The 26,576-nt window shown below is 68.7% G+C and carries 21 protein-coding genes, 1 tRNA gene and 1 pseudogene; 12 read left to right on the top strand and 11 right to left on the bottom strand.

Features of this window, described 5'->3' with window-relative positions; all coding sequences use genetic code 11:
- Window positions 1–7 precede the first annotated feature (7 nt).
- The 3 genes from RF650_RS08990 (at window position 8) to RF650_RS08980 (ending at window position 3,017) form a co-directional block, all read left to right on the top strand.
- A complete protein-coding gene (locus RF650_RS08990) occupies window positions 8–661 on the top strand; it encodes a response regulator transcription factor (protein ID WP_131333073.1) in 654 nt (217 codons plus the stop codon).
- Window positions 662–745: 84 nt separating this feature from the next.
- Entirely contained in the window at window positions 746–1,654 is a 909-nt protein-coding gene (locus RF650_RS08985) for an SDR family oxidoreductase (RefSeq protein WP_131333072.1), read from the top strand.
- 115 nt (window positions 1,655–1,769) lie between these two features.
- On the top strand, window positions 1,770–3,017 hold the full coding sequence (locus RF650_RS08980) for an APC family permease (protein WP_368814712.1): 1,248 nt from the start codon (window positions 1,770–1,772) through the stop codon (window positions 3,015–3,017).
- A gap of 140 nt (window positions 3,018–3,157) precedes the next feature.
- Here the strand turns inward: RF650_RS08980 and RF650_RS08975 are convergent, their stop codons facing one another.
- Entirely contained in the window at window positions 3,158–4,093 is a 936-nt protein-coding gene (locus RF650_RS08975) for an SDR family NAD(P)-dependent oxidoreductase (RefSeq protein ID WP_368814711.1), read from the bottom strand.
- A gap of 87 nt (window positions 4,094–4,180) precedes the next feature.
- On the opposite strand from RF650_RS08975, the gene RF650_RS08970 reads away from it, so the two are divergent.
- The 3 genes and pseudogenes from RF650_RS08970 (at window position 4,181) to RF650_RS08960 (ending at window position 6,984) form a co-directional block, all read left to right on the top strand.
- Window positions 4,181–5,365 (top strand): zinc-dependent alcohol dehydrogenase, encoded by a 1,185-nt coding sequence (locus RF650_RS08970; protein ID WP_239320224.1) that lies wholly within the window; start codon window positions 4,181–4,183, stop codon window positions 5,363–5,365.
- Between the two features lie 48 nt (window positions 5,366–5,413).
- Window positions 5,414–5,725 (top strand): membrane protein insertion efficiency factor YidD, encoded by a 312-nt coding sequence (gene yidD, locus RF650_RS08965; RefSeq protein WP_242670432.1) that lies wholly within the window; start codon window positions 5,414–5,416, stop codon window positions 5,723–5,725.
- Between the two features lie 296 nt (window positions 5,726–6,021).
- A pseudogene (locus tag RF650_RS08960) lies at window positions 6,022–6,984 on the top strand (transposase).
- Window positions 6,985–7,199: 215 nt separating this feature from the next.
- On the opposite strand, the gene RF650_RS08955 reads toward RF650_RS08960, so the two are convergent.
- Window positions 7,200–7,275: transfer RNA gene (locus tag RF650_RS08955), tRNA-His, on the bottom strand.
- 107 nt (window positions 7,276–7,382) lie between these two features.
- The gene (gene orn, locus RF650_RS08950; RefSeq protein WP_098054541.1) at window positions 7,383–8,006 is read right to left on the bottom strand and encodes an oligoribonuclease; all 624 of its coding nucleotides are present in this window, start codon (window positions 8,004–8,006) and stop codon (window positions 7,383–7,385) included.
- Window positions 8,007–8,281: 275 nt separating this feature from the next.
- Here orn and mptB point away from each other — a divergent pair, with 275 nt between their 5' ends.
- A complete protein-coding gene (mptB, locus tag RF650_RS08945; RefSeq protein WP_368814710.1) occupies window positions 8,282–9,757 on the top strand; it encodes a polyprenol phosphomannose-dependent alpha 1,6 mannosyltransferase MptB in 1,476 nt (491 codons plus the stop codon).
- 55 nt (window positions 9,758–9,812) lie between these two features.
- Here the strand turns inward: mptB and glnA are convergent, their stop codons facing one another.
- On the bottom strand, window positions 9,813–11,237 hold the full coding sequence (gene glnA / locus RF650_RS08940) for a type I glutamate--ammonia ligase (protein WP_131333068.1): 1,425 nt from the start codon (window positions 11,235–11,237) through the stop codon (window positions 9,813–9,815).
- 235 nt (window positions 11,238–11,472) lie between these two features.
- Here glnA and RF650_RS08935 point away from each other — a divergent pair, with 235 nt between their 5' ends.
- The gene (locus RF650_RS08935; protein ID WP_239320197.1) at window positions 11,473–11,919 is read left to right on the top strand and encodes an RDD family protein; all 447 of its coding nucleotides are present in this window, start codon (window positions 11,473–11,475) and stop codon (window positions 11,917–11,919) included.
- 35 nt (window positions 11,920–11,954) lie between these two features.
- Here the strand turns inward: RF650_RS08935 and RF650_RS08930 are convergent, their stop codons facing one another.
- The 3 genes from RF650_RS08930 to lipB all read right to left on the bottom strand — a co-directional run bounded on the left by RF650_RS08930 (window position 11,955) and on the right by lipB (window position 14,738).
- Window positions 11,955–12,704 (bottom strand): DUF4191 domain-containing protein, encoded by a 750-nt coding sequence (locus tag RF650_RS08930; RefSeq protein ID WP_368814709.1) that lies wholly within the window; start codon window positions 12,702–12,704, stop codon window positions 11,955–11,957.
- Window positions 12,705–12,878: 174 nt separating this feature from the next.
- Window positions 12,879–13,886 carry a lipoyl synthase gene (gene lipA / locus RF650_RS08925; RefSeq protein ID WP_085105942.1) on the bottom strand — a complete coding sequence of 336 codons (1,008 nt, stop codon included), beginning with the start codon at window positions 13,884–13,886 and terminating at the stop codon, window positions 12,879–12,881.
- 114 nt (window positions 13,887–14,000) lie between these two features.
- The gene (gene lipB, locus RF650_RS08920) at window positions 14,001–14,738 is read right to left on the bottom strand and encodes a lipoyl(octanoyl) transferase LipB (RefSeq protein WP_098054537.1); all 738 of its coding nucleotides are present in this window, start codon (window positions 14,736–14,738) and stop codon (window positions 14,001–14,003) included.
- Window positions 14,739–14,812: 74 nt separating this feature from the next.
- Here lipB and RF650_RS08915 point away from each other — a divergent pair, with 74 nt between their 5' ends.
- A complete protein-coding gene (locus tag RF650_RS08915) occupies window positions 14,813–16,771 on the top strand; it encodes a serine/threonine protein kinase (RefSeq protein WP_368814708.1) in 1,959 nt (652 codons plus the stop codon).
- A 117-nt stretch (window positions 16,772–16,888) separates the two neighbouring features.
- On the opposite strand, the gene RF650_RS08910 is transcribed toward RF650_RS08915, so the two are convergent.
- The 4 genes from RF650_RS08910 to RF650_RS08895 all read right to left on the bottom strand — a co-directional run bounded on the left by RF650_RS08910 (window position 16,889) and on the right by RF650_RS08895 (window position 22,389).
- The gene (locus RF650_RS08910) at window positions 16,889–17,239 is read right to left on the bottom strand and encodes a hypothetical protein (RefSeq protein ID WP_368814707.1); all 351 of its coding nucleotides are present in this window, start codon (window positions 17,237–17,239) and stop codon (window positions 16,889–16,891) included.
- A gap of 124 nt (window positions 17,240–17,363) precedes the next feature.
- On the bottom strand, window positions 17,364–19,208 hold the full coding sequence (sucB, locus tag RF650_RS08905; protein ID WP_131333064.1) for a 2-oxoglutarate dehydrogenase, E2 component, dihydrolipoamide succinyltransferase: 1,845 nt from the start codon (window positions 19,206–19,208) through the stop codon (window positions 17,364–17,366).
- Window positions 19,209–19,327: 119 nt separating this feature from the next.
- Entirely contained in the window at window positions 19,328–20,695 is a 1,368-nt protein-coding gene (gene lpdA, locus RF650_RS08900) for a dihydrolipoyl dehydrogenase (protein ID WP_064845175.1), read from the bottom strand.
- A gap of 170 nt (window positions 20,696–20,865) precedes the next feature.
- Window positions 20,866–22,389, bottom strand: a complete 1,524-nt coding sequence (locus RF650_RS08895) for a leucyl aminopeptidase (protein ID WP_368814706.1) — start codon at window positions 22,387–22,389, stop codon at window positions 20,866–20,868.
- Window positions 22,390–22,595: 206 nt separating this feature from the next.
- Here RF650_RS08895 and RF650_RS08890 point away from each other — a divergent pair, with 206 nt between their 5' ends.
- From RF650_RS08890 to RF650_RS08880, 3 genes are all read left to right on the top strand, one after another.
- Window positions 22,596–23,525, top strand: coding sequence for a proteasome assembly chaperone family protein (locus tag RF650_RS08890; RefSeq protein WP_193519420.1), 930 nt, complete (start codon window positions 22,596–22,598; stop codon window positions 23,523–23,525).
- 58 nt (window positions 23,526–23,583) lie between these two features.
- Window positions 23,584–24,879 (top strand): nitrate/nitrite transporter, encoded by a 1,296-nt coding sequence (locus tag RF650_RS08885; RefSeq protein ID WP_368814705.1) that lies wholly within the window; start codon window positions 23,584–23,586, stop codon window positions 24,877–24,879.
- 206 nt (window positions 24,880–25,085) lie between these two features.
- The gene (locus RF650_RS08880) at window positions 25,086–26,519 is read left to right on the top strand and encodes a DUF4192 family protein (RefSeq protein WP_368814704.1); all 1,434 of its coding nucleotides are present in this window, start codon (window positions 25,086–25,088) and stop codon (window positions 26,517–26,519) included.
- Window positions 26,520–26,576: the final 57 nt, after the last annotated feature.

The following is a 26,576-nucleotide window of genomic DNA, read 5'->3' as shown; positions in this document are numbered from 1 at the left end:
TCGGGGTGTGAGTTCCGAACGCCCTGTCATCACCCTGGCCCTGATCAACGACTATCCCGTGGTCCTCCAGGGTGTGGCGAGTATGCTGCAGGGTCATCCGCGCCTGCGGGTCGTGGAACTCGATTCCGGGTGTCTGCCGCACACGGACGCGGACCTGGTGCTCTATGACGCGTTCGCCGCGAAGGACCGTGGCACCCATGACGTGATGCGCCTACTGGATGACCCCCACTGCCTCAAGGTCGTGATGTACACGTGGCACGTGAGCGCCGAGCACGTTGACGAAGCACTCGATCTGGGCATACACGGTTATCTCTCCAAGGAGCTCACCGGGGACGAACTCGCGGACGCCCTCGTGCGCGTGCACGAGGGGGAGCGCGTGGTGGCCCCCGAACCAGTGCGGGAGGACATCACCTTGCCGGACTGGCCCGGCCGGCCCGAGGGGCTCTCCGCGCGTGAGGCGGAGGTGATCGCGCTGATCACCCAGGGGTTCACCAATGACGAAATCGCCCGGCACTGCTACCTCAGCATCAACTCGGTGAAGTCCTACATCCGTTCCGCCTACCGCAAAATGGGCGTGGAGCGACGCAGTCAGGCCGTGTTGTGGGGCGTCCAGCACGGGATGGATCCCACGGGTCAGCAGCAGCGCACAACCGCGGTCTGACCCGCAGCGTCATCCGGGACCGACCAGCGGTTTCATCCTTTCGGGTGCGCGACAGCCCGGGGCACGGCGGGGCACAATGGACACATGACCGAAGACAAGTACGCAGCAGCCAGGAAAGCACGGGAACTCGCCGGTGAAGAGGGCGGTTTCCCCAAGCAGGAACAGACCCCGCCCGGCCTGTCCACGGGCATGCAGCCCTTCCCGGACCACGGTGAGGAGAACTGGGTGGGCCGCGGTCGCCTCGAGGGTCTCAAGGCCCTCGTGACCGGTGGCGACTCCGGCATCGGCCGCGCGGTGGCCATCGCGTTCGCCCGTGAGGGCGCGGACGTGGCCATCAACTACCTCTCGGACGAGGAATCGGACGCGCAGGACACCAAGCAGTGGATCGAGAAGGCCGGTCGCAAGGCCGTCCTGCTGCCCGCGGACCTGCGCGAGGAAGCCACCGCCCGTCAGGTCGTGGACGACGCCGCCGAGCAGCTCGGCGGCCTGGACATCCTCGTCAATAACGCGGGCTTCCAGTGGGCCCGCCGTGACGGCGGTCTGCAGGGTCTGAAGACCGAGGAGATGGACCGCGTCTTCAAGACCAACCTGTACGCCCTGTTCTGGGTCTCCCAGCAGGCGCTGCAGTACCTTGAGAGTGGTTCCTCGATCATCAACGTGAGCTCCATCCAGGCCTACGACCCGTCCGAGAACTTGATCGACTACGCCTCCACCAAGGCTGCGATCAACAACTTCACGGTCAACCTGGCCAGCGAGCTGGGGGAGAAGGGGATCCGCGTCAACGCCGTGGCCCCCGGACCCATCTGGACCCCGTTGCAGCCCGCGACCAAGGCCGGCGAGAGCATGCCTCAGTTCGGGTCGGACACCCCGCTCGGCCGCGCGGGACAGCCCTCCGAGATGGCCGGGGCGTTCGTGTTCCTGGCCAGCCCGGCGGAGGCGTCCTACGTCTCCGGCACAGTGATCGGTGTGACCGGCGGCAAACCCGTCTTCTAGGCCACCTTCGAGAGCCACGACAGACAAGTGCACATGACACCACCGTGGGCGGGACGCGATAGGCGGCCCGCCCATTGGTGTGTCACGGGTACGTGATGTGAAACCCGGGAGCCTCGTGACGAATCCTTCCGCCATGCACCGCAGACTTGGCCTGACGGACGCCGTGACCATCGGGCTCGGTTCCATGATCGGCGCCGGCATTTTCGTGGTGTTCGCCCCCGCTGCGGCCTCCGCGGGCGCCTGGTTACCGCTGGCCCTCGTGCTGGCCGCGGTCGTCGCACTGTGCAACGCACTGTCCTCGGCCCAGCTGGCCGCCCAGTACCCCGTGGCCGGCGGTAGTTACGTCTACGGTCGCGAGCGCCTCGGCCCCTGGCCGGGGTTCTTCGCCGGGTGGTGTTTCCTCACCGGTAAGACCGCGAGCTGCGCGGCCATGGCCATGACGTTCGCCGCCTATGTGGTCCCCGAGCCCTGGCAACGGCCCGTCGCTGCTCTCGCGGTGCTCGGTGTGGTCGCGGTCAACTGCTTCGGCGTGACGCGCACTGCTTCGGCCACCAAGGTGCTCGTGGGTATCGTGCTCGCGGGCCTGGCCGTGGTCCTCGTGGCCGGGCTCTTCGCCGGGTCCGGCCCCGCCGCATCAACCTTCGGTGCGGCACCGCCGGGCGGGGCGTACGGCGTCCTGCAAGCCGGGGGACTCCTGTTCTTCGCTTTCGCCGGGTACGCACGCATCGCCACCATGGGGGAGGAAGTGCGCGATCCCGCCCGGATCATCCCTCGGGCCATCGTCATCTCCCTGAGCGCGGTCCTCGTGATCTACGGCGTACTCGCGGTGCTCTCGCTGCACGTCCTCGGTCCCGAGGCCCTGTCCCGTACGACGACGCCGCTCGCGGACCTCGCCGCGGTCGCCGACTGGCCGTGGACCACGGTTGTGGTCACGATTGCGGCCGCTGCCGCCACGCTCGGGGCGCTGCTGGGGCTCACGGCGGGGATCGGTCGGACCGGCCTGGCCATGGCCCGCACGGCGGATCTGCCCGCGCCCCTCGCCGTGCTCGACGAGCGCCACGGCGTCCCGCGCCGCATCGAAATCGTGGTGGCAGCGGTGGTCGTGATCGCGGTGTTCACCATGGACGTGCGCGGGGTGGTGGGCTTCTCGTCGTTCGGGGTGCTGCTGTACTACCTCGTGGCCAACCTCAGTGCGCTCACGCAGACCGGGCCGCATCGCCGCTACCCGCGCGCGGTGTCCGTCCTGGGCACGGTGCTGTGCGTGGTCCTCGTGGTCACGCTCCCGATCGCGTCCGTGGCGGGCGGCGTCCTCGTGCTGGCGCTGGGCATCGTGTACCGAGGGATGAGGGTGCGACGGCGCTGACCCGGGTGGTGAGGGCGCGTCACGCCATGCTGCACAGCCGTCGCGAACCACGCCGCCGGGCGCTGCCGCTGCATGCCGCCACCGCGCGCGCCGTCGTCCGGCACGGGGCGGCACCGGCGAGCCGGACGACCGCGGTTCGTTCAGCGCTCGTTGTTGCGCTGTGCGGCCTTGCTGCCGAGCGTGCTCAGGGCGTTGACCACGCGGGATCCCAGGCGCTGCTTGGCGGTGGCCCCCACCACGAGATCCGTCTGCTGGGGGGACGCGGACGGGAGCACCCGGTTCACCACGCCCAACGCGCGAATCGTGAGCCCGGGGGCGATACCCCGGACCCGCTGGGCGACCTTGGGCAACCACCCCAGCAGCACGATCGGGCGTCCCGCGAGAACGCCGTCCACGATCGAGCGGGCCGCGCGGTCGGCGTTCATGGACAACACCGGCAGGGACGCGGACGGCGCGAACCACGCGTACTCGTTCTGCGACTCGCCCGTGAAGTAGGCGCGCTCGTGCGATCCCGTGCGCATGAGGCCGGGGTCGATGCTCGTGGCGGTGACACCGGTCCCCGACAGGGACGCCGCGAGACCCTCGCTGAACCCCACCGCGCCGAACTTGGCCGTGCAGTACGGCAACAGGTGCGGCACGGAGACCAGTCCGCCCACGGACGCGATCGTGCCGATCCGGCCGCGGCCACGCTCGCGCATCCCGGGCAACACCGCGAGCGCGGTGTGCACGGGACCCATGGTCATGGTGGTCACGGCGTCCCGAAACTGCTCCACCGTGACACCCTCCACCGAGCCCACCTGGATAATCCCGGCGACCGTGATGAGCACGTCCACCGGTCCCAGATCACGCTCCACGTCCCGCACCAAGGCCTCGACCTGGTCCGCCTCGGCGACGTCGCACACGTAGTCGCGCACCGTGCCGAACGGGGACAGCATCTCGCGGGCGCGGGCCAGCTCGGCGGCGTCGCGAGCGCACACGGCGACGTCGAAAGCACGCGAGAGAAGTTCCTTGGCCACGAGCAGCCCCAGTCCACGGGAGGCTCCGGCCACGAGGGCAACCTGATGCGATGCGGTCATACGGGACACGCTACGCGGTGCGCCGCCCAGGTTCGACCCCCCTGTAGGGGTGGTGCCCGGGCGGAGTGATCGTGCTTTACTGGGTGAATGCGAGCACTCACATGGCAAGGACTCGGCGACGTCCGGGTCGAAAACGTCCCGGATCCCATTCTGCAGGACCCCACCGACGCCATCGTGCGGGTCACGTCCACCGCGATCTGCGGTTCGGACCTGCACCTCTACGGCGTGCTGGGCCCGTACCTGCAGAAGGACTACGTGATGGGTCACGAGTTCATGGGCATCGTGGAAGAAGTGGGACCGGAGGTCAGCAACCTCGCACCCGGTGACCGCGTGGTCGTCCCGTTCGTGATCGCGTGCGGTCACTGCTGGATGTGCGACCGCGGGCTGTACGCCGCGTGCGAGACCACCCAGGTCCGCGAGATGGGAACGGGCGCCGCGCTGTTCGGTTTTTCCTCCCTCTACGGGTCGGTCCCCGGAGGCCAGGCGGAAATGGTGCGCGTCCCGCACGCGGACTTCGGCCCCGTGAAACTGCCCAAGGACTTCGACGACGAGCGTTTCCTCTACCTCAGCGACATCCTGCCCACCGCGTGGCAGGGCGTGAAGTACGCGAACGTGGGGGAGGAGGACACCCTCGCGGTGCTGGGCCTCGGACCCGTGGGCCAGCTCGCGGTGCGTTCGGCCAAGCTGCAGGGCGTCAAGCGAATCATCGCCGTAGACCGTGTGGACGAGCGCCTCGCCCTGGCCAAGAGCTGGGGGATCGAGACCGTGGACATGCGTGAGGTGGACGAGGTCTCCGACACGCTCGTCGACATGACGGACGGGCGCGGCCCCGACGGCGTCCTGGATGCCGTGGGCATGGAAGCGCACGGCAACCCCATCGCGGAGAAGATCGTCGCCGGCGCGGCGCGACTGCCCAAGCCGCTCGGGCGCAAGGCCATCGAGACGGCCGGTATCGACCGGTTGGATGCGTTGCACACCGCGATCCACAGCGTGCGCCGCGCGGGCACGGTCTCGGTGTCCGGCGTGTACGGCGGAATGGCGGATCCCATGCCCATGATGGAGATGTTCGACAAGGGCATCAGCATGCGCATGGGCCAGTGCCACGTGCGCCACTGGACCGATGAGCTGCTGGAGATCGCGAGCCGCCCGGACGACGTCCTCGGCCTCGAGTCACTGGCCACCCACCACGTGTCCTTGGAGGACGCACCGGAGATGTACAAGATCTTCCAGGAGAAGAAGGACGGCTGCATCAAGGTGGTCCTCAAGCCATGACCCTGTGCACACCACGGCCATGCTCATGGGAAGAGGAGCCGGTCGCCCTTGTCTGACGTACTGCTTCGAGTAGCCAGTGCACCCCGCCGTGGGGTCGATCGTCTCATCCGCGGATACCAGCGCCACCTCTCACCGCGTAAAGGATTCACGTGCGCCCACCTTGTGGCACGGGGCGGGCAGTCCTGCTCCGCGGCGGTGCGCGGCATTATTGCGCAGTACGGCGTGATCCGAGGGATCATCCCCACGATGCTCCGTTTCGTGGCCTGCTACCGGGCGGCCCTCATGCTCGGCCCCGCGGGCCGCGGCGATGTGAGCGGTGTCTGCTGCTGCGGGCCCATCCCCATTCCGTTCCGGTTCTAAGAAAGATGGAGGAAGCCCCTCCCACCTCGCGGCGCGCTCGGAGGTAGGAGGGGCTTCGTGGTGCCCGCCAGTTACGTTGTGAGTACCCCCGATCGCCGGGGGTTTGGTGCTCGACGGGGTATGGCTTGTCTGCCCAGCCATCCATGGTCCGGGGGTGTTGCCGCCCGGTCGAGAGACACGCATTGACCGCTCATAGGGACACGGCCCAGCTTCTCTGAGGTCTCTTCGTAACGTGGGTGCCGGCATCGGGTCTCAAGACTGCGACCAGCAGTGATGCGTTCAATGAGGACGACATCATGAACGCCGGATTCGCGGCCGTGATCGGCCTGGACGTGGGGAATACCGGGCATCATGCCTGCGCGCTGGACCCCGACGGGGAACAGGCTCTTCGACAAGCCCCTCCCGCAGGACGAGGCCCAGCCGCGCGACCTCTTCACACACCTGCAGGAGCACGGCGACGTGCTGATGGTCGTCGATCAGCCCAACACCATCGGAGCCCTGCCCATCGCAGTCGCTCGCGACGTCGGCTGCGCGGTGGCCTACCTACCCGGGTTGGCGATGCGAACGGCCGCGGACCTCGCCCACGAGACCACCCGGGCACTGAACCGGATCCGGTCTCTGCTCACACAGATCCATCCCGCTGACCCGGAGGTGCTGGTCGATCGGCTCTTCACGGCGTTCAGCGAGCAGACCGTGGTCGTTCCAGCGACCGCGGCCGTGGAGTTGGTGATCCCGAGGGTGGCCGGGCAGGTCAAGGAGCTGAAGGAACAACGCGCGACCGTAGCCGGAGGGGTCGAGGCTATGCTGGAGGACTTCTCTCTCGCCGGGGTCTTGATGAGCATGCCGGGGATCGGCATCAAGACCGCCGCCCAGATCCTCCTGGCCATCGGCAATGGCTCCGCATTCGAGACGCAGGCCATCTCGCAGCCTGCGCCGGCGTCGCGCCGGTCACGCGAAAATCAGGGATCTCGATCAGGAGCGAGTTCCCCGCCTGATCCGGCAACAAACGCCTGAAGAACGCGCTGTTCCACTCCGCGTGGGTCGCCTCGGACTCAGATCCGATCTCCAAGGCCTACTACGACCGGAAGCGCGCCGAGAGAAACCGACACCACGCCGCCGTCATCTGCCTCGCCCGCCGTCGCTGCAACGTCATCTACGCGATGCTCCGCAATGGCACCTACCCCCAGCCCCGAACCAACCACCCTCGCGGTTTGACTCAGAACATAGGAGCACCCCCGGCTGTGCTTTTACTGAGGTAGAACAGATATTCGCGCGCCAGGCTGTTTTTCTCCGCTGTGCATTTGGATGGCGGGCGCGGGCGGTCGGGGTGGCGGGGATGGCCGCAGCGGTGGGAGTGGTCAGGCCGGACGAGCCGCTGGGAAGCGGGCGGTCGAGGTCATGCAGGACTGGCCCGCCAACGAGAACGAGGTACGAACCCCGACCGGTACACCGATCGATGTTCGCACCTCGTGCATGGGGTGAGCGACGGGGGTTGAACCCGCGACCTCCTGGACCACAACCAGGCGCTCTGCCGACTGAGCTACGCCCACCATTGAACCCGCGGAAGAACCGTTCGATCCCTCCGGGCAACGACGACCACTATAGCGCATGCCCGGGCGGATTCCCGCATCGAGCGCCTGAACGCGTCAGGCCCCGGTCAGGAACCCGAGCGGGTCGGGGAGGCCTTGATGAGCGCGGCGATCTTGCGGGCGTCGTCGGAGGTGGGACCGGGATCGCCGGGGAAGAGGATGTGGCGGTAGTATCGCAGCTCGTCGATCGAGTCCTCGATGTCGCCGAGCGCACGGTGATTGCCCGTCTTCTCGGGCGCCTGGAAGTACGCGCGCGGGTACCAGCGCCGCGCGAGCTCCTTGATCGTGGAGACGTCGATGACCCGGTAGTGCAGGTGATCCACGAGTTGCGGCATGTCCCGCGTGAGGAACGTCTTGTCCGTCCCCACGGAGTTACCACCCAGCGGCGCCTTGCCCGGTTCGGGGACCCATTTGCGAATGTAGTCCAGCACCGCGTCCTGCGCCTGCGCCATGTCCATGCCGTTCTCGAGCTCCGGCAGCAGCCCGGATGTCTCGTGCATGTTCCGCACGAAAGAAGACATCTGATCCAGCGCGGCCTGCGGGGGTTTGATGACCACGTCCACGCCACTGCCCAGCACGTTGAGCTCGTCGTCGGTCACGAGCGCGGCCACCTCGATCAACGCGTCATCGGACAGGGACAGCCCCGTCATCTCGCAGTCGATCCACACTATTCTCCGGTTTGCAGTCGTCACGCCCTCCAATGTATCGCGTCGTGCGGGCACCCCCGCGACGCCGCCTCGCCCCGGGCATCCGGTTGGCGTACGACGTCGCACGGTAGGATCACCCCGACGCCGCCCCCGCGCACCGCGCGCCGCGGCGGACGATTCCCAGACCCCTCATCTGCGGCCACCGCGGAAGCACCGGGAGGCCCGTAGTGCGCATCACGTCCAGGACGGAACGTCACCCGACGCTCCCCGGAACCGGACGGGACGCAGCCCCGGGACGGGACGCAACGGCCTCGGCGTCATTGACCCGCACCGTGGTGATGGGCTCGCTGGGCTCGCTCATGTTGCTGTTCGGCTCCCTGGGCGTGGGATGGCTCGCGAGCGTGTCCTCGCTGCGGCGCATCCCGCTGATCATGTGGATGCGCTTCGAGACCGTGGGCGTGGTGGTCTCGGTCGTGATGCTCGCCCTCGGAGCCATGCTCCTGGTGCGGCAGTGGCTGCGCCTGGGCCAGAAACTCAGACCGTGGGGACCGGAGAGCGCCCGCTGGGTGCTGATCTCGATCGCGGCGTGGGCGGCGCCCATGCTCGTGAGCATCCCGTTGTTCAGTCGGGATGTGTACTCGTACATCGGGCAGGGCCGCGTGATGGCGAACGGGTTGAACCCGTACGAGTCCGGGGTCTCCACGATCGACAACTTCTTCCAACTGGGCGCGGACCAGTTATGGGCGGAATCCCCGCCGCCGTACGGCCCGGTGTTCCTGTGGCTCGAACAGCTCGTGGTCCTCGTGACCGGTGCGGACCCGGACGCGTCCGTGCTGCTGTTTCGGGCCTTGTGCGTGGTGTCCGTGATCGCGTGCATGTGGGTCATCCCGCGCCTGGCCCGGCTGCACGGCGTCAATCCGCGGCGGGCCATGTGGCTATCGGTGGCCAATCCGCTGTTCCTCACGAACTTCGTGGTGGCCGCCCACAACGACGCGATCATGCTGGCCCTGGCCCTGATAGGGACCTACGTGGCGGCAATGCACCGCAACTGGAAGGGTGGGATCGCGGGCACGACCCTCGTGACCCTGTCGGTGGCGATCAAGCCCATCACACTGATCTTCCTGCCGTTCGTGGGCCTGCTCTGGGCCGGGCGCGGTGCGTCATGGCCGCGCCGGTTCGCGATCTGGGCCCTCACGCTGGCCTACTCCGTGGCCTTGTTGGCGCTCATGGGATTCGTCAACGGCTTCGGTTTCGGGTGGGTCTCCGCGGTCTCCACACCGGGCACCGTGTACATCTGGTACGCGCCGATCGGACTGCTGGGGTTGTTCGCGCAGCTCGTGGGCAACTCGTGGGGGTTCAACGGCTCCGCGTGGATGGACGCCGTGCACACGACCGGGACGGTGCTCTCCGCCGCGGTGGTGGTCGTGCTGATGTTCGTGGGGCGGGACGCCAAACTGTTCCGCCGGCTCGCGTGGGCGCTCGCCGCGTTCGTGCTGCTGGCCCCCATCATCCAGGCATGGTACGTGGTGTGGCTCATCCCGTTGTTCGCGATCTCCGGGATCCGCGACGACTGGCAGGTGGACGTGCTGTTCTTCGTGACCGCGTTCTTCATGGTCTACGCCGTGGCGGACCAGCTGGACGTGTTCCCCTACCTGGACCTGAACCTCTTCGCGGCGCGGGTCATCGCCGCGCTCGTGGCCCTGACGTACGGCATCTACCTGTGGCTACTGGACCCGGCCACCCGGCGTGTGGCGCGGTCCCCACGTGGCGAGCGGGCGACGTCGCCCGTGCTGTGACGCGAACGCGGCCCCGCTCACGAGGAGCGGGGCCGCGTTGGTATGGAGTGGGGAATCAGACGCCGAAGTACATCTGGAACTCCAGCGGGTGGGGGACCACAGAGAGCGGCTTGAGCTCGACCTCACGCTTGTACTCGATCCAGGTCTCGATCAGGTCTTCGGTGAACACGTCACCGGCGAGCAGGAACTCGTGGTCCGCCTCGAGGGCCTCGAGCGCCTCCGACAGGGTGCCCGGGGCCTTCTTGATGTCCTTGGCCTCCTCCGGGGGCAGCTCGTAGAGGTCCTTGTCGATGGGGTCCGCCGGCTCGATGCGGTTGCGGATCCCGTCCAGCCCGGCCATCAGCTGCGCGGCGAACGCGAGGTACGGGTTGCACGAGGGGTCCGGGGCGCGGAACTCCAGGCGCTTGGCCTTGGGGTTGGTGCCCGTGATGGGGATCCGGATGCCCGCGGAGCGGTTGCCCTGCGAGTAGACCATGTTCACGGGGGCCTCGAAGCCCTTGACCAGGCGGCGGTAGGAGTTCACGGTGGGGTTGGTGAACGCGAGCACCGCGGAGGAGTGCTCCAGCAGGCCGCCGATGTACCAGCGTGCCACGTCCGACAGGCCCGCATAACCCTTCTCGTCGTAGAACAGCGGCTCCCCACCCTTCCACAGCGACTGGTGGCAGTGCATCCCCGAGCCGTTGTCGTTGAAGACGGGCTTGGGCATGAACGTGACGGTCTTGCCGAACGAGTCCGCGGTGTTTTTGATCACGTACTTGAACTTGAGCAGGTCGTCCGCGGCGGCGGTCAGCGTGGAGAACTTGTAGTTGATCTCCGCCTGACCCGCGGCACCGACCTCGTGGTGGGAGCGCTCGACCTCAAGGCCCACCTCGTCCAGGGCCACGCACATGGCGTCGCGCAGGTCCGCCTGCTTGTCCACGGGGGACACGGGGAAGTAGCCGCCCTTCACGGGGGTCTTGTTCGCGAGGTTGCCGCCCTCTTCCTCACGGCCGCTGTTCCAGGAGGCTTCGTCCGAGTCGATCCGGTAGAAGGTGTGCTCGGGGGAGACCTGGAAGCGGGCGTCCTCGAAGACGAAGAACTCGGCCTCGGACGCGAAGTTCGCGGTGTCCGCGATACCGGTGGAGGCCAGGTACGCCTCGGCGCGCTCGGCCACACCGCGCGGGTCGCGGTGGTAGGGCTCGCCGGTGCGCGGGTTCACGATCGAGCACGTGACCACGAGCGTCTTCTCGAGCCGGAAGGGGTCCACGAACGCGGACTGGGGGTCCGGGATCAGCTGCATATCGGACTCGGCGATGCCCTGGAAACCACGGATGGAGGAACCGTCGAACAACTGCCCGTCCGTGAAGAAGTCCTCGTCCACCGCCTTGGCCGGGAGGTTGAAGTGCTGCTGCACACCGGGCATGTCCGTGAAACGCAGATCGACGAAGATGACCTCTTCGTCCTTGAGGAACGCGAGCACTTCTTCGGCTGATTGGAACATGGACCTGTTCTCCTTCTGTGTGGGCGTCCGATCGAGGCCGCGGTGGCAGAGACCACCGCGGTCGTTCGGTTCTGATGTCCAGCGTAGGAACCTGGCGTTGCCCGTCCATGACACGAATGTTTCGTCCGTGTAACGCCCGGAGCGTGATGCACGGAGGGCTCGCCGACCGGTCAGTACGAGCCCCAGTCTACCGGCGGGTGCGCGAGCTCCCACGTCGGCCCGTTAGGGTGAAGTCATGATTTCTCGCCAGGACATGGGCGCGTGGCTCGACGGCGCCCCCCAGGGAAGCCAGCCGTACCCCGGTCGTCGTCTGGGTCGCCCCGCTGAGGGGCCGGGCTCGATCGCTCGCTTCCCTGCGCGCCTGGTGGCCCTGGTGATCGACTGGGTGCTTGCGGTGGTTCTCGCGGGGCTGTTCCTGGCGCAGTGGAACGGGTCGGGGCTGATGAACCTCGTGGTGTTCTTCGTGATCAGCGTGCTCATGGTCGGGTTCTTCGGGCGCACCCCGGGGCACTGGATCATGGGGTTGCAGGTCCAGACGATGAAGGGCCGCCCCGCCGGCCTCGGCAGAGCGGCCCTTCGCACGCTGCTGTTGTGTCTGGTGATCCCCGCGCTGATCGCGGACGAGGACCAACGGGGTCTGCACGATCGCGCGGTCGACACCGTCCTGGTGCGCGTGCGCTGATCAGCAGGATCGCCCCACGGCCCGCGGGCGCTGGTTCAGCGACCGCGCATGGACTTACGATCTGGGCGCGCACGCATGGGATCCACGCCCTTGGGGATCGGCAGCTTGTTCTTCAGGGTGTTCATCCGGCGGTGGACCACCTGAACTTCTTGCTTGGTGAGCCTGTTCTCCAGGCGCTTCATCTCCTTGGTGAGCTTGCTCAGGGGGATCTGGTTCTCGCCGTTGCCGGACTTGAGCACGTGGATGGGGACGTTCTGGATCACCGGGCCGATGCGGCGGCGTTCCTTCTTCACGAGCTTGTCCACGCGGTTGACCGGGCCCTCGGTGATGAACACGACACCGGGGCGGCCCACGGCGCGGAACAGCAGGTCCTTGGACTTGGGATCCATCGCGGCGGGTTCCTCCTCCACGATCCACCCGCGTTTGAGGGTGGACAGCGCGGCCCCCGCGGCACCGGGTTGTCCCTCAATGCGCGAGAATGCGGCTTTCTCGGCCCGCCGTGACAGCAGGATCACGGCGGCGAGCACCGCGAACGGGATACCGATGAGCAACCACGTGATCCAGTTGTTGAGTAGCACACCGATGAGCAGGAACACGAGCAGCACGCCTAGGCCGAGCAGGATCATCCACCACAGGATGTTCGGCTCGCGCTCGCGAGTCATCTGGAAGACCTGCTTCATCTGCGCGAAGATGCCCGGGCCCTTGGCGGCCTTGCGCTGGCGCTTCTCCTCGCGCTTACGGTCGCGTTCGGCGGCCTTGGCCTTGGTGGACGTGGCTGGTGACACAGTTCTTCCTCGCACTCGCTGACACAGGGGATCTCCGCCATTCTATCCGCTGAGGCCCGACGACGCGGCGTCTCGTCCGTAGGGAAGCCCTCCCGGGTGCCGCGCGGCACCCGGAACGGACGACGCCGCCCGGAAGTGGGCGGCGTCGTCCGCGGAGCGGTGTTGATGCGGGCGTCAGCCCAGGCGGGCCAACAGGGAGGAGGCTTCCTGGCTCGCGGAACCCGAATCGTCGATGTGGGACAGGTGCTCGGGGATCTCGCGGCCCATCTTCTTCATGGCGCGTGCCCACAGCTTGCCCGCGCGGTAGCTGGAACGCACCATGGGCCCTGCCATCACGCCCAGGAAGCCGATCTCCTCGGCCTGCTTGGACAGCTCCACGAAGGTCTCGGGCTTGACCCACCGGTCGATGGGGTGGAACGTGGGCCCGGGGCGCAGGTACTGGGTGAGCGTGATGATGTCGCACCCGGCGTCGTGCAGGTCGCACAGGGCGTCGTAGACCTCGTCGTCGGTCTCGCCCATTCCCAGGATCAGGTTGGACTTCACGATCATCCCGTTCTCCTTGCCCTGCGTCAGCACGTCCAGGGACCGTTCGTACGCGAACGCGGGACGGATCTGGCGGAAGATGCGGGGGACGGTCTCCAGGTTGTGCGCGAAGACCTCGGGCTGTGCGTCGATGACCTGCTGCAGGGCGTCCGGCTGACCCTTGAAGTCGGGGATCAGGATCTCCACACCCGTGCTCGGGTTCAGGGCGTGGATCGCGCGAATGGTCTCGGCGTTGAGCCATGCGCCGCCGTCCGCGAGGTCGTCACGGGCCACCGAGGTCACGGTCGCGTAGCGCAGTCCCAGGTCACGCACGGACTCGGCGACCTTGCGAGGCTCGGCGACGTCCACCATGCCCGGCTTGCCCGTGGCGATGTCGCAGAAGTCGCAGCGGCGCGTGCACGTGTCCCCGCCGATCAGGAACGTGGCCTCACGGTCCTCCCAGCACTCGTAGATGTTGGGACACCCGGCTTCCTCGCACACCGTGTGCAGCCCGCGACCCCTGGCCATGGACTTCAGTTCCGTGAACTGGGGTCCCATCTTGGCGGTGTTCTTCAACCACGAGGGCTTCTTCTCGATGGGCACCTCGGCGTTGCGTGCCTCGACGCGCAGCAGTTTGCGGCCTTCGGGGGCGATGGTCATGAGTACTCCTCGCTGGTGGCGCTGGCGGGGCCCGTCCACGCGGATGAGCGGTACGGGCCGTTCTCAGGGGTCTGTTCTCGACGATCCGCGATTCGTGCGGTGGCTGTGGCCCGGTCAGGACACCGCGGTGGGTGAGGCGTCCCTCGCTCGGGAGTCACCCGTGTGCGGCAGTCGCACGGGCGGTGCCGGGACATCGGGTTCGAAGGCGACGCACAGGTCCGCCTCACGGGCCGCGAGTTCCTGCTCCATACGCTGCACAACGTCCGCCGGGTCGATCCGATTCCCGGTCTCCTGGCTGATCGAGGTCACGCCAGCGTCCGTGATCCCGCACGGGATGATCTTGCCGAACGGGCGCAGGTCGTTCGAGCAGTTCAAGGCGAAACCATGCATCGTCGCACGCTTGGAGACCTGCACACCGATTGCCGAGATCTTGCGATCGGGGCCCCGCTCGTCCGCGAGCACCCACGCACCGGACCGGCCCTCCACGGTGGTCGCGGGCACGCCGAAGTCGCGGACCACGGCGATGATGACCTCTTCCAGGACACGTACGAAGCGCACCACGTCCAAGGGGATCGGCAAGCGCACGATGGGATACCCCACGAGCATCCCGGGGCCGTGGTAGGTCAGTTTCCCGCCCCGGCCGATCGGGACCACGTCCGTGCCGTCCCACGGGTACTCGTGCTTCTCGGTGCGGCGCCCGGCGGTGTAGACGGGTTCGTGTTCCACCATCAGCACCGTGTTGCCGCGGGTTCCGGCCACGACCTCGCCATGGACCTCCCGCTGCAGGTCCAAGCACTCGCGGTAGTTCACGAAGTCCGGTGCCAGACCGATGCGTTCGAAGTGCAGAGCCATTCCGCCAGCCTATCCCTTCCGCCCGTCTGTGGATAACGTGAGCGGGCCGCCGTGTTTCACGGCACAGTGGGGTCATGAACGCAGAGCAGGAACCGGAGCAGCTCGAGGCGCCGTCCAGGACCCGTGACGCGTCCGCGCCGTCGCGTGGGCACAGCGCGCGGGACCGCGTGCGGGCCGTGCGCGCGGGTGAGCGGCGTCGTCACGGCCGCGAGGGGTACGACGACGCCGCGGCGTCCCCGGGTGCGGCCCCCTCCGCTAGTGCGGTATCCGCCGGCCATTCGGTACCCGCCCACCGTGTGCAGCCCGCCGACCGTGCGGAGTCGCCCGAGTCGATGAGCGATCCGGCCGCCGAGACGGTCGAGCGCGACGGTCTCGAACTCGTGGAGAAGCTCGGGGAGGGCGGTGGGTCCCGCACGTGGCTGGCCCGGGAACGCACGACCCATGAGAAGTACACCGTCACGTTCGTCGTGACCGAGGACCGCGAACACCGGCGGGCCGGCGAGAAGCAGATCGCCGCCCTCGTCGAGGCATGGGCGGAGTCACCGCATCCCGAGCTCGTGAGCGTGCGCGCGACCCTCGGCGGGGACGGCGCATCCCGGGCGCTCGTGGCGGACCACGTCCGCGGCAAGACCCTTGAGGACACCATGCGCGACCGGGGACGGTTGCGGCCGGAGGACACCGCGCCGGTTCTCGCGGCGGTCGCTCGTGCGCTTTCGCACCTGCACGAACGTGGCTGGGTGCACGGGGACCTCGCGGCGCATCACGTCCTCCTCACGCTGGACGAGCGCGCGCTCGTGGACGGCTACGGCGTTCCCGCGGGCAGCTCGGTGGGGCCCGTGCCATGGGGTGTCGCGGATCGGCCCACGCACCCCGGGGTGGCGCTCGGCCCCGCGGAGGATGCATACACCGCGGTGCAGGACGTGCATGCCCTGGGCGTGCTGGGGTGGCTCGCGCTCACGGGCCGCCACCCCGGCCCCGAGTCGCACCGGGTGCCATTGACGCTCATGTGTCCCGCCGCGCCGCGTCACCTCGTGCTGATGCTCGAAGCCGCCCTGGCTGACGACCCCGCCGCGCGCCCCTCCGCGCAGGAACTCGCCGCGGGTTTCTCGGCCTCCGCACCGCGGAGCAAACCGGTCGGCCGGCCACCCGAACGCATGACCCCGGAGGTCATCCGCGCGGACGGCACCCTGGTGCGGCCCCGCCGCCTCATGCCCCTGCGCCCCGTTCCCCGTCGGCTCGTTCCCCCGCGTCGGATTCGGATGAGCCCGGGCGGCGTCGCCGTGGCCGGGGTGGACACGTCCGTGCGGCGCAGGGCGTGGCTCGCGGCCGCCGGAGTCCTGGGTGCAGCGGCCCTGGCGTGGCGATTCCTCGCGTGGGACGCTGGCGGGCCCGTCGCCAGGCCCGCCGAATCCGGTGCGACGTCGGCAGCCGAGGCGGGGACGGCGTCCTCGCCCCCGGATGCGGCCGCCGGGACACCCTCCGGAACGAGCTCGCGGTCCCCTGGGGCGACCCCCGTGCCGGACGCTGCGGGGGCGTCCAGGGAAGCCACCGAGCGATCGGCCACCGCGCCAGGAGAGACCATGCAGGACAAGGACGGTGAGGCGCGAAGGGCCGTCGAAGGCCTTGTGTCCGCCCGCGCGGCGGCGCTCGCGGCCGGGGACGAGACGGCCGTCGCGGAAGTGTACGTCGGGGATTCGGGACTCGCCGCGCGGGATCGGGACCTGATCCGGCGCGCGAAGGCCCAGGACACCTCGGGATCGGGATTCACGGCCTTGTCCAGTGTGAGCATGGACGTCGCCCGGTTGACCGAACAGCGGCCCCGCGCCGGGTCGGGTCTCACGCCCGCCGAGGCGGCCCGCACTCGCACCTACGACGCCGAGGTCCGGACGCGGGGCTGGCACGGCGAGTTACCCACGGGCTCCCACGTGACCCGGCAGGGGGACGAGGCCCTGCAGACCCTGCGGATCTCGGTGACCCACACCCCGCAGGGGTGGCGGCTCGCCGACGTCACACCGGTCGAGGCCGCCCCGTGAGAGGCGGCCCATGACGGCCCCCGCGCAACGCAAAGCCCCTGTGCCGTCGCGACCCACGGGAACGCGCGGCACCGGGGCGTGCGGTGGGAACGGGGGACGTTCAGGGAAGCGGGTGGCTCACCAGAACACGGCGACGGCGGCATTGATCACGGCCAGACCGCCGACCGCGTGGGCCAGCCCGGTGGATACGGGCTCACCACGCTTGGTCTTGCGCATCCCGATGAACGCCGCGACGGCCACGACGAGCAGGATGATCAGCTTGACGCCGATCTTCATGCGGTTGACCGCGAAACCGTCCTGCATCTCGCGGAAGACCACCATGACCAGACCGGTCAGCAGCATCACGATCGCGGCCCAGAACTGACCGGACGTGACGGTGGGGCGCTTCATGGTGAAGAGCCACGTGCCGATGATGACGGCCAGACCGAGGAAGTGGAGGAACAACATGAGGCTGAAGAGAAAAGACATGATTCGAGCCTATCGGAGCCCCGTCACGCGAAACCGCCGGGATGCGTCCTGAGTGATCCAGAACACATCCCGGCGGCCGGGATATCAACCGAACGGTTGACCGCGGTGGGTCACGGGGCAACCCTTACAGGCCGACCTCCGACTCGAACTGACCCGCTTCCAGGCGCTTCTTGAGCGTGCCCAGGAACCGGCCGGCGTCCGCGCCGTCCACGAGACGGTGGTCGTAGGTCAGGGACAGGTAGCACATGTGGCGGATGGCGATGGTGTCGTTGCCGTCCGCGTCCGTGAGCACCATGGGGCGCTTGACGATCGTGCCCGTGCCCAGGATGGCGACCTGCGGCTGGTTGATGATGGGCGTGTCGAACAGAGCACCGAAGGAACCGATGTTCGTGATGGTGAAGGTCCCACCGGTCAGCTGATCCGGGGAGATGGAACCGTCCTTGGCGGCGGCACCCACTTCCGCGATCTGCTTGGCCAGACCACCCAGGTTCAGGTCACCGGCGTTCTTGACGACCGGCACAAGCAACCCGCGGGGGGTGTCCACCGCGATCGCGATGTCCTCGGAGGCGTTGTAGACGATCTCCTTGGACTCTTCCTTGAACGTGGCGTTGAGCACGGGGTGCGCCTGCAATGCTTCGGCCACGGCCTTGGCGAAGAACGGCATGAACGTGAGCTTGGCGCCCTCGCGCTTCTGGAACTGGTCCTTGGCCTTCTGACGCAGCTGGGCCACGCGGGTCATGTCCACCTCGGTCACCTGCGTGAGCTGGGCGGAGACGTCCAGGGACTCGCGCATGCGCTTGGCGATGGTCATCCGGATCCGGGGGGCCTTCTCCGTGGTGCCGCGCTTGGCGTCCGGCGCGGGGGTGGAGGCCGGCTGGGCCTCGGAGCCCTGGCGGGACACGGCCGGTGCCATGTTGGCGCCGGTGTCCTGGACCTGGGGAGCCTCGGACTGCTTGGCGGCCTCCTCTGCGGCGGCGAGCACGTCCTGCTTGCGGATGCGCCCACCCACACCCGTGCCGGTGATCGTGGACAGGTCCACGTCCTTCTCACGGGCCAGCTTGCGCACTAGCGGGGTCACGTAGCCGGGGACGTCCTTGGCGCCGGAGTCCGAGGACTTGGCACCGGAATCGGAGGACGCACCGGACTCGGACTGCTTGGCGGGAGTGGGCTTCTCCTCGGAGCCGGAGCTCTTCTGGGGAGCCTTGGCCTCGGCGGCCTGTTCGGTGTTCTCACCGGAGTCGGCTTCGGTCGCGGCGTCCTCGAGCTGCTCGGCCTTGGTCTCACCCGACTCGTCGGAGGAACCGTTGTCGGAGTCGGAGTCGGAGTCACCGGAGCCGGCGGCGGACTCGTCGCCCACGATCGCCAGGACCTGGCCGACCTCGGCGTCCTCGTCCTCCTGGACCTTGATCTCCAGCAGGGTCCCGGCCACGGGGGAGGGGACCTCGGTGTCGACCTTGTCGGTGGAAACCTCCAGCAGGGGCTCGTCGACCTCAATCTGCTCGCCGACCTCCTTGAGCCAGCGGGTCACGGTGCCTTCGGTCACGGACTCACCCAGCGCGGGCAGGGTGACCTCCACGGAGTTGCCCGAGGACTGCTTGGTGTCGGCCTGGGGGGCCTGCTCGGTCTCGGTCTCCGCGGCCTGTTCGGTGTTCTCACCGGAGTCGGCTTCGGTCGCGGCGTCCTCGACCTCCTCGGCGGAAGCGTCCGAGGAGTCATCGGAACCCGAACCGGAGCCGTCACCGATGACGACCAGCGGGGCACCGACCTCCACGTCCTCGTCCTCGTCGACCAGGATCTTCTCGACGACGCCGGCCACGGGGGAGGGGACCTCGGTGTCGACCTTGTCGGTGGAGACCTCGAGTAAGGGCTCGTCCACGGCCACCTCGTCGCCCACCTGTTTCAACCAGCGGGTCACGGTTCCTTCGGTGACAGACTCGCCCAGCGCGGGCAGGTTAACGGTTTCAGACATTGTGTCGTCCGTCCCTCTCTAAAGATCGGAAAATGTGCAACGTGTCCCGGGTCCGTGCGGTCCCGGGGTGGTGAGGGGCCGGGTGCCCACCCCGTGGGGCGGGCACCCGGTGCAGTGGATCAGCCGTGCAGCGGAGTGCCGGCCAATGCCATCGCTGCCTCACCGATGGCCTCGTTCTGGGTCGGGTGGGCGTGGACGAATGCCGCCACGTCCTCGGGGTAGGCCTCCCAGTTCACCATGAGCTGGCCTTCACCGATCTGCTCACTGATGCGGGTCCCGATCGCGTGGAACCCCACGATGGGTCCGTCCTTCTCGCGCACCAGCTTGATGATGCCGCCGGTGCCCAGGATGGAGCTCTTGCCGTTGCCAGCGAGGTTGTACTCGAAAGTCTCCACGTTGTCCTTGCCGAACTTCTCCTCCGCCTTGGGCTGGGAGTAGCCCACGGAGGCGATCTCGGGCTCGGTGAACGTGACCTTGGGGACATTGATGTCCGGGACCACCACGGGGTTGAGCCCGGCGATCTCCTCGGCCACGAAGCGGCCCTGCTGGTAGCCGCGATGGGCGAGCTGCACGCCGGGGACGATGTCACCGATCGCGTAGATGTTGGCCACGCCCGTGTGCAGGCGCTCGTCGGGGGTCACGAAACCGCGGTCCATGGGGATGCCCTGGTCCTCGAAGCCCATGCCCTCGGTGTTGGGGCCGCGGCCCACGGCCACCAGCACGATCTCGGCCTCGAATTCCTTGCCGTCCGCGAGGGTGACCTTGGCGCCGTCGTCGTTCTGCTCGACCTTCTCGAAGAACGTGCCCAGGTTGTACTTGATGCCGCGCTTCTTGAACTCGCGCTCAGCGATCTTCACGATGGCCGGGTCCTCGTTGGCCACGAGGTGGGGCAGACCCTCGATCACGGTCACGTCCACGCCGAAGGAGCGCCACATGGAGGCGAACTCGCAGCCGATCACGCCGCCGCCCAGCACGATCGCGGACTTGGGCACGAAGTCGATCTCGAGGGCCTCGGTGGAGGTCATCACGCGGCCGCCGATCTCGATGCCCAGGGTCTTGGAGAAGGAACCAGTGGCCAGGATGATGTGCTCACCCGTGTAGGTGGTGCCGTCCACGTCGATGGTGTTGGGGCCGGTGAGCTTGCCGTTGCCCTGGATCACGTCCACCTTGCGCATCTTCATGAGCCCGGTGAGACCCTTGTACTTGCCCTGCACGACCTTGTTCTTGTACTCGCGTACGGCCGCCATGTCGATGGACTCGAGGGAGGCCTTGATGCCGTACTTCTCCGACTCCCGGGCGCCTTCGGCGAGTTCGGCCGAGTGCAGGTACGCCTTGGTGGGGATGCAACCCCAGTGCAGGCACGTACCTCCCAGCTTCTCCTTCTCGATCAGCGCCACGCTGTAACCCAGCTGCACCGCGCGCAGTGCGGCGGAGTACCCGGCGGATCCTCCGCCCAGGACCAGAATGTCGTATTGGTTGTCGGCCACGTTGGCTCCCTCGGGGTTCGAGTTCTTGGTTTCTGATGCCCGCCCGGGTCCCGATCCTGGGTGTGTGTGGGGCGGTCACGGTTGGGGTCCAGCCTAACGCCACCCCGGGGGGCTCACCAGACATTGCATCCCGGCGGACCCCCGCAGCGTGGCGCACGATCGGGGGAAGCCTACTCGGCGAGGTCCTGGGCCACCGCGAGCATGGTGCGCACCCCGAAGCCGGTCCCCTCCTTGGGGGTGTACCCCCAGGGCTGCGACTCGTTGAAGGAGGGGCCCGCGATGTCGATGTGCGCCCACGGGATCCGCCGGCCACGCTGCTCGGGGACGAACTCCCGCAGGAACAGCCCGGCCACGAGCATCCCGCCGTACTTGTCGCCCATGTTCTTCAGGTCCGCCACGAACGAGTCGAGGGACGGACGCAGGTGCTCGGGCAGCGGCATGGGCCACGCGGGTTCGCCCGCGCGGGAAGCGGCGCGCACGACACGTTCGCGAGCGGCGTCGTCGCCCATGATGCCCGCGGTACGCACGCCGAGCGCGGCCATCTGCGCGCCCGTCAGGGTCGCGATGTCCAGCAACAGGTCCGGGTTCTCCTGGCCCGCGGCCCACAGCCCGTCCGCGAGCACCAGGCGGCCCTCGGCGTCCGTGTTCAACACCTCCACGGTGTGACCGCTGAACATGCTCAACACGTCACCCGGACGGGTCGCGGAGCCGGAGGGCAGGTTTTCGGCGAGGCACAGCCAGCCCGTCACGGTCACGGGCAACTGGAGCGCAGCGGCCGCGAGGACGGTGCTGAGCACCGCGGCGGCACCGGCCATGTCCGACTTCATGGTCATCATCGAGGCCGGCGGCTTCAACGACAGGCCGCCGGAGTCGAACGTAATGCCCTTGCCCACGAGCGCCACGTGCTTCTTGGGGCGGGCCGGGGACCACTGCAGCTTGACCAGGCGCGGCCCGTTCACGGAGCCCCGCCCCACGCCCAGCAGGCCGCCGTAACCGCCGCGGGCCAGCTCCTTCTCGGCGAGCACCTCGACCGAGACCTTCGTGCCCTTCGCGGCGGTGGTCGCCACGGCCGCGACGAACTCGGGGGTCGCGGTGTCGGGGGAGAGGTCCACGAGGGTGCGCGTCAGGCGCACGGCGCGCGCCACCTGGGCGGCCCGGATGACGGCGTCCTTCGCGGTCTTGCCGAGGTTCTTGGGTACGACCACGGTCGCCGCGCTCAGCGGGGCGTCGGCCTCGGAGGCCGTGCGGGACTTCTGTGTGACGTAGTTGAACGCGCCCAGCCCGATCCCCTCGGCCACGGCCTGGACCTCGGTCTCGGAGGCCACGGGCAGCGCGAACACGGCGGTTTCGGCCGCCCCGCGCAGGGTCCGCGCCGCAGCACCGGCCGCTTGGCGCAGGTTCTCGCCACGCTCGTCGTCCTCACCACGGCCCAGTCCCGTGAACACGACGGACCGCGCGTCCACCTCGTCCGGGGCGGGCACCACGAGCACGCGGTCGAGCCCGCCGGAGACCCGGGCCCGTTCGGCGAGCTCCGTCAGACGACGCCGCACGCCCGCCTTGACGTCGCTCGGTACCGCGAGCTCGCCGTCGTGGCGTACCCCCAGCACGAGGGCGTCTGCGGAGGCGCCCAGGGGCTTGGTGCTGGTCTCGAGGCGTACCTCGTGGGTGGCCAGGATGTCCTGCGGAGTGGTCACTGTCGTGTCCTTTCACGGGTGGCTGACGACGATGCGGCGCGGTACGGATGGCCGCGACGTGCGCGGCGTTCGTGTGGCGCGCACGACTCCGATCCTAGCCAGCACAGCCCCGGGGAAGCGGGGAATAGGCGGGGTCGCTCCGGGCGTTCCCTTCTCACGAGCGTCGGCGCCCCTGTGCCGCGCCCATGATTCGACGAGGAGGAAGTGTGCTGGATCCCACGGCCCTGTATCTGGGGAATCCCGCGTTGCTGGGAGACGAGCGATTGCGTGGGCTGCCCATGATCGTGGCGCTGTCCGGATACGTGGAGGCCGGCCACCTGGCCGGTCAGATCGAGGCCGTCATCCTCGACTCCATGCCGAGCGAGACCGTGGTCCGTTTCGACCTGGACCAGCTCTACGACTACCGCTCCCGGCGCCCCCACGTGAAGTTCTCGGAGGACCACTTCGAGGACTTCGAGGCGCCCGAGCTGAACCTGCATGTGGTCACCGACGGGCTGGATCGGCACTTCTTGTTGCTCACCGGACCCGAGCCGGACACCCAGTGGGAGCGGTTCAGCTCCGCCGTGGTGGGGCTCGCGCAACGACTGCGGGTGAGTCTCGTGGCGCTCGTGGGAGGGATCCCCATGCCCGTGCCGCACACGCGGCCCATCCTGGTGACCGCCCATGGTCCGCGTGCGGATCTGCTGCCCCGGATCGACGGCAACAAGCCCACGTTCGAGGTCAGCGCATCCGCCTCGCACCTGCTCGAACTGCGATTGCAGGAGGGTGGGATCGATCACGTGGGGTTGTCCGTGCACGTGCCGCAGTACCTCGCGGAGTCCTACCTTCCGCAGGCGGCCGTCGCGGCCCTCGAGTATCTCAGTGCCGTGACCGGGCGCACTCTGCCCACGGACGAGTTACGGGAGGCCTCCCGGGACGTGATCCGTCAGATCGACGCGCAGGCGAACTCCTCGCCCGAGGTCCAGGCTGTCATCCAGAACATGGAACGGCGATACGATGACGTGGTGGACGCGTCCGCCCGTCGTTCGATTCTCGCCGGGCCCGACGACGCCGACCTGCCCGACGCCGACGACCTCGGTGCCGCCGCGGAGGCGTTCCTGGCCGCGCAGAGCGACCCGGAGGACCACCGAGAGTAGGGCCCCGCACCCGGTATGCACGGGCCTCCGTCGCCGAGCCCGTGGGAGGCCCATCCGCATGCCCGAACCGGTTGCACCCCGTCCGTCCCGGTACAAGGACTCAGCCACCGCATGGTTGATTTTCGCGGTGGGTGTTTTCGCGTACTTCTCCGCGGTCGCGCAGCGCACGAGTTTCGGCGTGGCCACGGTGGAGGCCGCCGACCGGTTCCAGACCGCGGCCTCGGGGCTGTCCCTGTTCTCCATGATGCAGGTGCTCGTCTATGCGGCACTACAGGTGCCCGTGGGGGTGCTCGTGGACCGGTTCGGCCCGCGCATCCTCATCACCGTGGGGGCCGTGGCCATGGCGGCGGGACAACTGCAACTGGCCGCGGCGCAGTCCGTGGCCGAGGGCGTGGTGGGTCGCATCCTCGTGGGCGCCGGCGACGCCGCCACGTTCGTGTGCGTCATGCGCTTGCTCCCCGTGTGGTTCTCCGTGCTGAAGGTACCCATGCTCACCCAGGTCGTGGGCATGACGGGCAACCTGGGCCAGCTCTTCTCCGTGATCCCGTTCGCGGCGTTGCTCCACGTGGTCGGCTGGGTGCCGTCCTTCGTGGTCATGGCGGCGATCGCCCTGCTCGCCGCGGTGCTCTCCGGTCTGCTCCTGCGCAGCAACCCGCCAGGCGCGCGTGAGCTCAACGACGCGATCTCCTTGGCGATCGTGCGCACCTCCATGGCGCAGGCCATCAAGGAACCGGGGACCCAGCTGGGCTTCTGGGTCCACTTCACCGTGCAGTTCGTGGGCAACACGTTCGCGCTCATGTGGGCGTACCCGTACCTGCAGAACGCACAAGGGCTGGACCCGACGCAGGCCTCCGCCGTGATGACCGTGTACGTGGTGTTCAACGTGGCGGTGGCGCCGGTGATCGGCAAACTCAGCGCGCGCTTCGCGCGCCGGCGCTCCACACTGTCCCTGGCATGCGTGCTCGTGAGCTGGGCCGGGTGGACCGCACTGCTCGTCTGGCCGGGCCACGCCCCCGCCGTGGTCGTCTACGTGGCCGTGTGCATGATCACTCTGTCCCTGCCCGCGTCCATGCTGGCGTTCGACATCGTGCGCTCCTTCAACCCGCCGCAGCGCAACGGCACCGCCACGGGACTCGCCAACGTGGGCGGGTTCGCGGCGTCCCTGCTCGCGATCTACGTCACGGGGCTTGTGCTCGACCTGCTGTTCGGCGCCGGGATCTCACCCACGCTGTACGACGCCGATGCGTTCCGTCCCGCGATCGCCGCCCAGGCCCTCGTGGCCCTCGTGGGCACGGTCGCGATCCTTCGCTGCACACGCAAGGTGCGCCGGGTGCACGGCCCCGATTCCGTCTGACCCCTGGGCGAGTGGGAACCCGCGCCGCGCGTCCCGTTACGGCACTGGCTCGCCACACCCCACCGCTCCACCGTAGGCGGCACCCCACTTCGCCCACCGCGGCGAGCGCCCTCCACAGCACCGCCCCGGGGTGTGTCGGGAGCGAGCTCGTGCACATGCGCGCGGACCGACCCCGCCGAGGGGCGTCCGGTCGCCAGGGTGGCGTCATGACCATTTCCCATGAAGCCGCCGACACCGTTCGCATCCGCAGCACCGAGGACCTCCTCGCGCTGATCCCTCATCAGGTGGGTCGGCAGCCCCGTAACACCTCGGTGCTGTTCTTCCCCGTGGCCGACAGCAGCGCCCTGTGCCTGAGCATGAACTCACCCACCGTGGAGACCGATCCGTACGAGCTCGGTGCGGAGCTCGCCGAGGTCCTCGCGCGTGTGCGTCACTGCGGGGAGGTGGTCGTGACGGTGTACTCGGACCAGGCCCTCGAGGGCGGGGTGGATCGAGAGGCCGTGGCCGCGGCCCGGTGGGCGTGCGCCGTGGAACGGGCGGGACTCACCGTGTTACGCACCCTCGTGGTGGGTCCGCAGCACTGGTGGGACCTCGCGGAACCGGACCGGGCGTTGCCCGTCGAGCTGATCCGGGACAGCGCGGTCAACGCCCAGATGATCGCACTGGGTAGCGCTGCCGAACCGGATGCGCCCGAGCACCATCCGCGGTGGCGGCACCGGTTCGCCCGGAGGGCACAGCATGTCACGCGTGCGTGGGAGCGACTGCGCACGGACGACGGCGATTCCGCACCTGCGCAGACCACGGTGCCGGGTCCGACGCCGCCCACCATCGACCCCGATCCGCGGCATCCGTTGACGGCGTGGCACCGCGCGGTGCGTTGCGTCCAGGCGGACAGGCAGCACTGGGTGGATACCGTCCTGGGTCTGTCGGACGGACATCTCGCGCTGCTGATCGAGGGGGTGCACGACGATCTCGTCCGGGACGCGCTGCTATACGCGTGGTTGAGCGGGAGCACCGCTCGGGCCGCGGCGGCGCTCGCAGGGTTGCGGGCCGCCATGGTGCGGCTGGGCGGCGGCATCGCGGGGTCCGAGCCCTCGGAGGACGAGATCGACGAGGCCCTGCGCTGCGTGGTCGCGGTGGCCGGGGAATGGGACGGCCCGCCGGACTGGGACACCCTGGACGGTGCGTACCGGGTGTTGCAGGTGCTGGACGGGATTCTGGGAGCGGGGCGCGACCCGCTCGCCGACCCTACCGAGATCGTGGCGGGCTCGCGGGAGTCGTTGGGTCCTCGAGACTTGTCGGGTTCCCGGGAGACGTCGGGTGACCGAGAGCCGTCAAGTGACCCAAACCCCTCGAACGATCGGCAACCCTTGACCGCGGCTGCCGCGAGCGTCGTGGCCACCTTGGCGCAGCTCGAGGTGTACCGGGGTCGCGCCCACACGGCGTCGCGGTTGCTCGCACGCTGCGCGAACCGGGAGGGTGCCGCGGGGTCCGAACGATCCGTGATGCCCGGCCGTTCCGCGGCGGCCGACGTGGCGCACCGGTTGCGACACCAGCCCACGCCGTGGTGGTGCGTGGACCGGCGTACCGCGTGGCCGGGCCGGGGCGTGTGGGAACGCGGTGCCTCGGACCAGGGGTGATGGGGGCACGTCGCTAGAGGTAACGGGGGCGGGCGAAAACTTTTCACGGTGTGCGGG

It is taken from the genome of Kocuria sp. CPCC 205297 (genome assembly GCF_040981035.1).
Classification (GTDB): domain Bacteria; phylum Actinomycetota; class Actinomycetes; order Actinomycetales; family Micrococcaceae; genus Kocuria; species Kocuria marina.
The sequence above is the reverse complement of the archived record's forward strand: the minus strand, read 5'-3'. Positions and strand labels throughout refer to the sequence as shown.